4 protein-coding genes are annotated in these 7,027 nt (G+C 51.1%); 1 reads left to right on the top strand and 3 read right to left on the bottom strand.

Translation table 11 applies throughout. From position 1 onward, the window contains the following. Nucleotides 1-243 precede the first annotated feature (243 nt). Together ACFVTB_RS21615 and gyrA are read right to left on the bottom strand one after the other, a co-directional pair. Nucleotides 244-1,317: an HD-GYP domain-containing protein gene (locus ACFVTB_RS21615; protein ID WP_387753848.1), complete on the bottom strand. Its 1,074-nt coding sequence runs from the start codon at nt 1,315-1,317 to the stop codon at nt 244-246. 44 nt (nt 1,318-1,361) lie between these two features. Then, nucleotides 1,362-3,920 carry a DNA gyrase subunit A gene (gene gyrA / locus ACFVTB_RS21610; protein ID WP_387753846.1) on the bottom strand — a complete coding sequence of 853 codons (2,559 nt, stop codon included), beginning with the start codon at nt 3,918-3,920 and terminating at the stop codon, nt 1,362-1,364. A 289-nt stretch (nt 3,921-4,209) separates the two neighbouring features. On the opposite strand from gyrA, the gene ACFVTB_RS21605 reads away from it, so the two are divergent. Beyond that, nucleotides 4,210-4,974: a YheC/YheD family protein gene (locus ACFVTB_RS21605; RefSeq protein WP_387753843.1), complete on the top strand. Its 765-nt coding sequence runs from the start codon at nt 4,210-4,212 to the stop codon at nt 4,972-4,974. A 30-nt stretch (nt 4,975-5,004) separates the two neighbouring features. On the opposite strand, the gene gyrB is transcribed toward ACFVTB_RS21605, so the two are convergent. Further along, nucleotides 5,005-6,921, bottom strand: coding sequence for a DNA topoisomerase (ATP-hydrolyzing) subunit B (gene gyrB / locus ACFVTB_RS21600; RefSeq protein WP_387753840.1), 1,917 nt, complete (start codon nt 6,919-6,921; stop codon nt 5,005-5,007). Between the last annotated feature and the right edge of the window lie 106 nt (nt 6,922-7,027).

Raw genomic sequence — 7,027 nt, 5'->3', positions numbered from 1 at the left:
GACTTGCTCAATCTTTTTTATCGCTTTTCCATTAATCCGTTAGGATTAACAGGGCAGTTTCGCTCGTTGTTCAGTTTTCAAAGAACAATCTTTTTCGTTGTGTGCGCCGTATTGCTCAGCGGCGACTTTAATAATATATCACGGTCGCCTATAGGATTGCAAGTCTTTTTTTAAACTTTTTTTAAAAGAAATAAAAAAGCGTCTTTACCGCCTAAAAAGACAGTAAAGACGCCTTATCTTTTATTATCGAATCACTTCGTTAATATGAAGCTGCCTCTCGATTGTCAGGTTAATGATCGCACCATTAACCGATACCCATGGCCTTGTCGGGTGCATGGAATCGGAGAATACGATCTCCCCAACCCGATCATCGCTAAGCCGTACAACGGTGCCGTTATGGAACTGCGTCGCTTTCTCAATAAATACGCGCACATACCCGGGCTCCAGCTTACCGAAGGAATCGCTTTGGATTTGCTCCAATACAAAATACGGCGATACTCCCTTTCGATACGCTTTATTAAGCGTCATCGCATGAAAAATATCGGCGATCGCGACGATCTTGGCATATGGATGAATCGTTTCTCCATCCATCCCTTGCGGGTAGCCGCTGCCGTCTACCCGTTCGTGATGCTGCAGAGCCGCAAGCTTAACGCCCTCGTTAATACCGGCAATATTCCGCAGCAGCTGATAGCCAATCGTCGGATGCTGCTGTACTTCAGCCTGCTCTTCTATAGTAAGCGAGGTTGGCTTAAGCAAAATAGACGGATCGATGCGAATGTTGCCAGCGTCGTGCAGCAAGCCGGCTAGTGCGACCTGCATCCAGTCTTTTTGCGGCAGCTTCACCCATTGTGCTATCAAATAAGATGTAATCGCGGACGCTACGCTATTATGCAGCCAGTAATCCCGCTCCGCAAACGTTCGAGGAGCAAATGTAATGACGTTATAGCTTCCCATATGCTGCAAAAGCTTCTCCAGTTGCATTCGAATATCCATAATCGGGAACTTGTCACCCGATACATAGTTGTTCAGCGCCTGCCGGAGCAGCGTTAGCATTCTATCGTACTCGTTATGCAAATCCGATCCGCCTGCCGTCTTGGAAGTCTGCTTCGCTTCCAAAGCCTGCGTCTCTTCTTTGCTTTTCATCGCTCCGATAAGGGATTCGATGGTAACGGACATTACTTGAAAGGCCTGCATAATCTCTAATTCTCGCGATGTCACAACTCTGCCCTTTTGAAATAATACTCCGCCAAGCGGGGTGAGGACATCTTCGCCAATTTTGTCACCTAACTTCACTTGCGATAAAGTTACTGTTCCCATAACGGTCCCCTCCCCGTATACTCATTCGCCGTCTATCGGACCGACTATTCGTTGGCATCGGAATCCGATTCCGATTCCGCAGCGGTTCCATTGGAAGAATCGACTGGCTCAGTCGAAGCGTTGTCCGGCGATTCGAATTCTTCTCCCTCTTCGCCTTCCTCCGCCGCGTCGCTTTCTTCGCTGCGAGCAACGCGCGTTACGGTCGCAACCGTATCGTCGTCTCTCGTATTGATCAATTTGACGCCTTGCGTATTGCGGCCCATCGTCGAAATGCCTTCCATGCTTGTCCGGATAAGCGTGCCAAGCGCCGTCATAATCATCAGGTCCTCATCATTCAATACGACCTTCAGACTGACGATCGGACCGTTCTTGTCCGTTACGTTCAGCGTCTTGATACCTTTACCGCCGCGATTTTGCGTCCGGTATTCGCTCATCGGAGTACGTTTGCCGTACCCTTTGGACGTTACAATCAGCACGTCGTTCTCTTCCACGACGACATCCATGTCGATGACAACATCGTCATCATCAAGCTGAATGCCTTTCACGCCGGTCGCCGAACGGCCCATCGAGCGGACATCCTGCTCGGAGAAGCGGATCGACATGCCTTGCGCCGTACCCATCACAATTCCCTGGTTGCCGTCTGTCAGCTTAACGCCGATCAGATCGTCGTCTTCGCGAAGCGAGATAGCGATCAAGCCGACTTTTCGAATATTAATATAGTCGTCAAGCGGCGTTTTCTTCACAACGCCTTGACGGGTTGCAAAGAACAAATATTGATCGGAATTGAAGTCCTGCACCGGAATAACGGCATTGATCGTCTCGCCCTGTTCGATTTGGATCAGGTTGATGATCGGCGTCCCCCGCGCAGTCCGGCTCAAATCCGGAATCTCATAGGCTTTCAGCCTGTACACCTTGCCCTTGTTCGTAAAGAACAGCAAGTAATGGTGCGTATTGGATACGAATAGATGCTCGACAAAGTCGTGTTCTTTCGTATCCATCCCGACGACGCCTTTGCCTCCACGCTTCTGGCTGCGGTACGTCGATACCGGCAACCGTTTGATGTAGCCGGTATGGGTAATCGAAATAATAACGTCCTCGCGAGGAATTAGATCTTCGTCGAGAATTTCTTCGTCGCTAACCGTAATTTCCGTACGGCGTTCGTCGCCGAATCGATCTCTCAGCTCGTTCAACTCTTCACTGATGATGTTCAACACGAGTTGTTCGTCGGCCAGAATCGCTTTGTATTCAGCGATCTTATTCAATAATTCCGCGTATTCCGCTTCGATCTTGTCGCGTTCCAAGCCGGTGAGGCGCTGGAGACGCATGTCCAGAATCGCTTGCGCCTGCTCGTAGCTGAGCGAGAAACGGTTAATCAAGCCTTCACGGGCGATATCGGCCGTTTGCGAAGAACGGATTAACGCGATTACTTCGTCCAGGTTATCGAGCGCAATCCGCAACCCTTCGAGAATGTGGGCGCGCGCTTCGGCTTTCCTCAATTCGAATTCGGTACGTCTGCGGATGACTTCAATTTGATGCTGCAAATAGTAATAAAGCATGTCCCGCAAATTGAGCGTCTTCGGCTCGTTGTTCACGAGCGCCAGCATATTGATGCCGAAGTTCGACTGCATTTGCGTTTGCTTGTATAAGTTGTTCAAGACGACGCTTGGCGTCACATCGCGTCTCAGCTCAATGACGATCCGCATACCGTTGCGATCAGACTCGTCGCGAAGATCGGTAATGCCGTCGATGCGCTTCTCGCGAACGAGTTCGGCGATCTTCTCGACCAAACGGGCTTTGTTGACTTGATAAGGCAACTCGTAGACGATAATGCGCGCCTTGTTGCCGTTCTCCTCAATCGTCGCCCGCGCCCGCATCGTTACGGTGCCGCGGCCGGTCAAATAAGCTTGGCGCAAACCGCTTAATCCCATCACAATGCCGGCCGTCGGGAAATCCGGGCCTTTTACATAATCAATCAATTCCAAAGACGTTATATCAGGGTTGGCAATCAGAGCCTGAATTCCGTCAACCACTTCTCCCAAATTATGCGGAGGAATATTCGTTGCCATCCCGACCGCGATACCAGTGACGCCGTTAACCATCAAATTCGGAAAACGGGACGGCAGTACCGCCGGCTCTTTCTCCTCGCCGTCGTAGTTGGGGATGAAATCGACCGTTTCCTTGTTCAAATCGCGCAGCATTTCCATTGCGATTTTGGACAGACGCGCTTCCGTATACCGCATGGCTGCGGCCATGTCGCCGTCGACCGAACCGAAGTTGCCGTGTCCGTCAACGAGCATGTAGCGCATCGAGAAATCCTGCGCCATCCGCACCATTGCTTCGTATACCGAGGAATCGCCGTGCGGGTGATACTTGCCGATTACTTCGCCGACGATTCTCGCCGACTTCTTAAAAGGCTTGTCCGCCGCCATTCCAAGGTCGGACATCGCGTATAAAATACGGCGATGCACCGGCTTCAATCCGTCCCGCACATCCGGTAAAGCGCGGCTTACGATGATACTCATCGCATAATCCATAAAGGATTCGCGCATTTCCGTTCCGATCTCACGATCTTTAATTTGCGAGTGTTGTTGTTCTTCCGCCATGATTTACCTCCCTGACGATCTATCTGCAAACCTATAAATCACGATAACCATTATATTACTTTCACAATTAGCGTGAGGCTAAACCCTACCTTGACGCAATGTCGCAAATTTCAAAGAATACATCTGCGGAATTCGGTCTTAAAATAGGTGGATTGCCGTTTTCGACAGTCATAGGCCGCCATAAAATAAACAGAACCAACTTTCATTATACCACTCATTCCAAAGTCTGTCTTCTGCTCGATTGCATTCTGCTAACAAAAGACAGGGACTACTGAAAGGGGAAACAACCTTGTCGATTCAACACGTTACCAGCAAATGGGTTAAAACGCAGGTGCTTCTGCAAAACGCCCAATTGGAGCCTTACGTACCAGAGACAATGCTCTACAATCGAGACGCTTTGTTTCACATGCTGGAGAAATATGAAATGGTGTACGTAAAGCCGAACGTCGGCACTTACGGTAAAGGCGTCATTCGCGTACAAAAGCTGGAATGGCCGTCGCAAGGCTATAAATATCAAATCAATACGACGATTCGAATCTTCGAATCCTATCAAGCCATGGAGAGAAGCTTGCGCGTTTATACGAGCAAGAAACGGTACCTTGTGCAGAAAGGCATCCATCTCCTCACTCATAACACCCGCCGTTTCGATATCCGCGTCATGGTTCAGCAAAGCCCCAGCAAAAGCTGGGAGGCGACAGGCATTATCGGCCGTCTCTCTCATCCGGGCAAAATCGTGACCAATTATCATAGCGGGGGCACCCCAATGGCATTCGAGCTGCTGATGATCGACCACCTTACGGCCGAGCAGCAGCAGGAGTATATCGTCCGTCTTCAAGAACTCGGGCTCGCGATCGCAAGGCAAATGAGGTTAAGCTATCCGAGGCTAAAAGAAATCGGCGTCGACATCGCTATCGACACCGATCTGCACCCCTGGATTCTCGAAGTCAATACAAAACCGGACCCGTTCATCTTCCGCCGTCTGAACAATCGATCCGTCTTTCGGAAAATATACCGCTATGCGAAAGCGTACGGACGGTTTAAAAAAAGAAAATAGCCGACCGCTTCCGAGCGGCCGGCTTTCGTTCTATATATCGAGGTTTTTAACGCTTTTCGCAAATTGCTGAATGAAATCACGGCGCGGTTCGACGTTGTCGCCCATCAGCGTATCGAAGATCATATCGGCCGCAATCGCGTCGTCGATGGTCACTTGCAGCATCGTACGGCTTTCCGGATCCATCGTCGTCTCCCAAAGCTGTGATGCGTTCATCTCGCCTAGACCTTTGTAGCGCTGTACATTCACCTTAGCGCCTTCGCCGAACTCAGCGATAATCTCATCACGTTCCCGCTCCGATTGTGCATAGCGGATCACCTTGTTTCGTTCGACCTTGAAGAGCGGCGGCTGTGCGATGTACACGTAGCCCGCTTCGATAATTTTGCGCATGTAGCGGAAGAAGAAGGTGAGCATCAGCGTCCGAATATGAGCGCCGTCGACGTCGGCATCGGTCATAATAATGATTTTGTGATACCGCGCCTTCGACAGATCGAAATCGTCGCCGATCCCGGTGCCAAGCGCCGTAATGATCGCGCGTATTTCGGCATTGCCGAGAATCCGGTCAAGCCTAGCCCGCTCTACGTTCAAAATTTTACCGCGCAACGGCAAAATCGCTTGGAAATGCCGATCACGGCCCTGCTTCGCGGAGCCGCCGGCGGAGTCGCCTTCGACGATATACAATTCGCTGATCGAAGCGTCTTTGGACGAGCAGTCGGCCAGCTTGCCTGGCAGCGAGCTTACTTCGAGCGCACTCTTACGGCGCGTCAGTTCCCGGGCTTTGCGCGCCGCTTCGCGAGCGCGGGCCGCTTGCAGCCCCTTCTCAACGATTTTGCGGGAAACGCCCGGATTTTCATCCAAAAATTCCTGCAGCTTCTCAGCCAGCAACGATTCGACGATACCTCGCACCTCGCTGTTGCCGAGCTTCGTTTTCGTCTGGCCTTCGAATTGCGGCTCCGGTATTTTGACGGAAATAATCGCCGTCAAACCTTCGCGCACGTCGTCGCCGGAGAAGTTATTGTCATTATCTTTAATCAGGTTCGTTTTACGCGCATATTCGTTAATAACGCGGGTCAATGCGCTCTTGAAGCCTGATTCGTGCGTGCCGCCTTCATGCGTGTTGATGTTGTTAGCGAAGGAATGCAAATTCTCGCTGTAGCCGTCGTTATATTGCAACGCCACTTCGACCGAGATCGAATCCTTCATGCCTTCGACGAAAATCGGCGTTTCGTGCATCGCTTCTTTATTGCGGTTCAAATACGCGACGAACTCGATAATACCCCCGTCGTAATGGTACGAGTTGCTGACGCCAGTCCGTTCGTCGGCGAGCACAAGCTCGATGCCTTTATTCAGAAACGCCAGCTCGCGAACGCGGGTTTGCAGCGTATCGTAATCGTATACGGTTGTATCTGTAAACACTTCCGGGTCCGGTTTGAATCGCGTTGTCGTTCCCGTCTCGCTGGAGTCGCCGACGATTTTCACATCGTACTGCGGCACGCCGCGCACGTACTCCTGCTGATAAGCATGGCCGTCGCGCTTAACGGTAACGGTAACATGCTCGGACAACGCATTAACGACCGACACGCCTACGCCGTGCAAGCCGCCGGATACTTTATAGCCTTCGCCGCCGAACTTGCCGCCTGCGTGAAGGACGGTCATAACGACTTCGAGCGTCGACTTTTTCAGCTTCGTATTTTCCCCGACTGGAATACCGCGGCCGTTGTCGATGACCGTGATGCTGTTATCTTCATGAATGGTAATTAGAATCTTGTTACAATAGCCGGCAAGCGCCTCGTCGATACTGTTGTCGACTATCTCCCATACGAGATGATGGAGACCCTTACTGCTGGTAGAGCCGATGTACATGCCCGGACGCTTGCGTACAGCCTCCAAGCCTTCCAGTACCTGTATCTGACTCTCGTCATACGAATTATGCTGCTGATCCAACGACATCTATGTTCACTGCTCCTCTCAACTGCTCTTCCTGATCGTTACAGAGACGGCCCGATTCCCTGTCAGCGCGGCGCAAAGCGCTTTAATTCTCTGCATGCCCGTTGCG

This window comes from Paenibacillus sp. NPDC058071, from assembly GCF_042885235.1.
Taxonomy (GTDB): domain Bacteria; phylum Bacillota; class Bacilli; order Paenibacillales; family Paenibacillaceae; genus Pristimantibacillus.
Note: the sequence above shows the minus strand (reverse complement) of the source record. Positions and strands in the feature narration are given on the sequence as shown.

Coding starts and splice junctions, on each gene's coding strand:
- gyrA (WP_387753846.1), bottom strand. CDS start 3,920: ATGGCGGAAGAACAACAACACTCGCAAATTAAAGATCGTGAGATCGGA.
- gyrB (WP_387753840.1), bottom strand. CDS start 6,921: ATGTCGTTGGATCAGCAGCATAATTCGTATGACGAGAGTCAGATACAG.
- ACFVTB_RS21615 (WP_387753848.1), bottom strand. CDS start 1,317: ATGGGAACAGTAACTTTATCGCAAGTGAAGTTAGGTGACAAAATTGGC.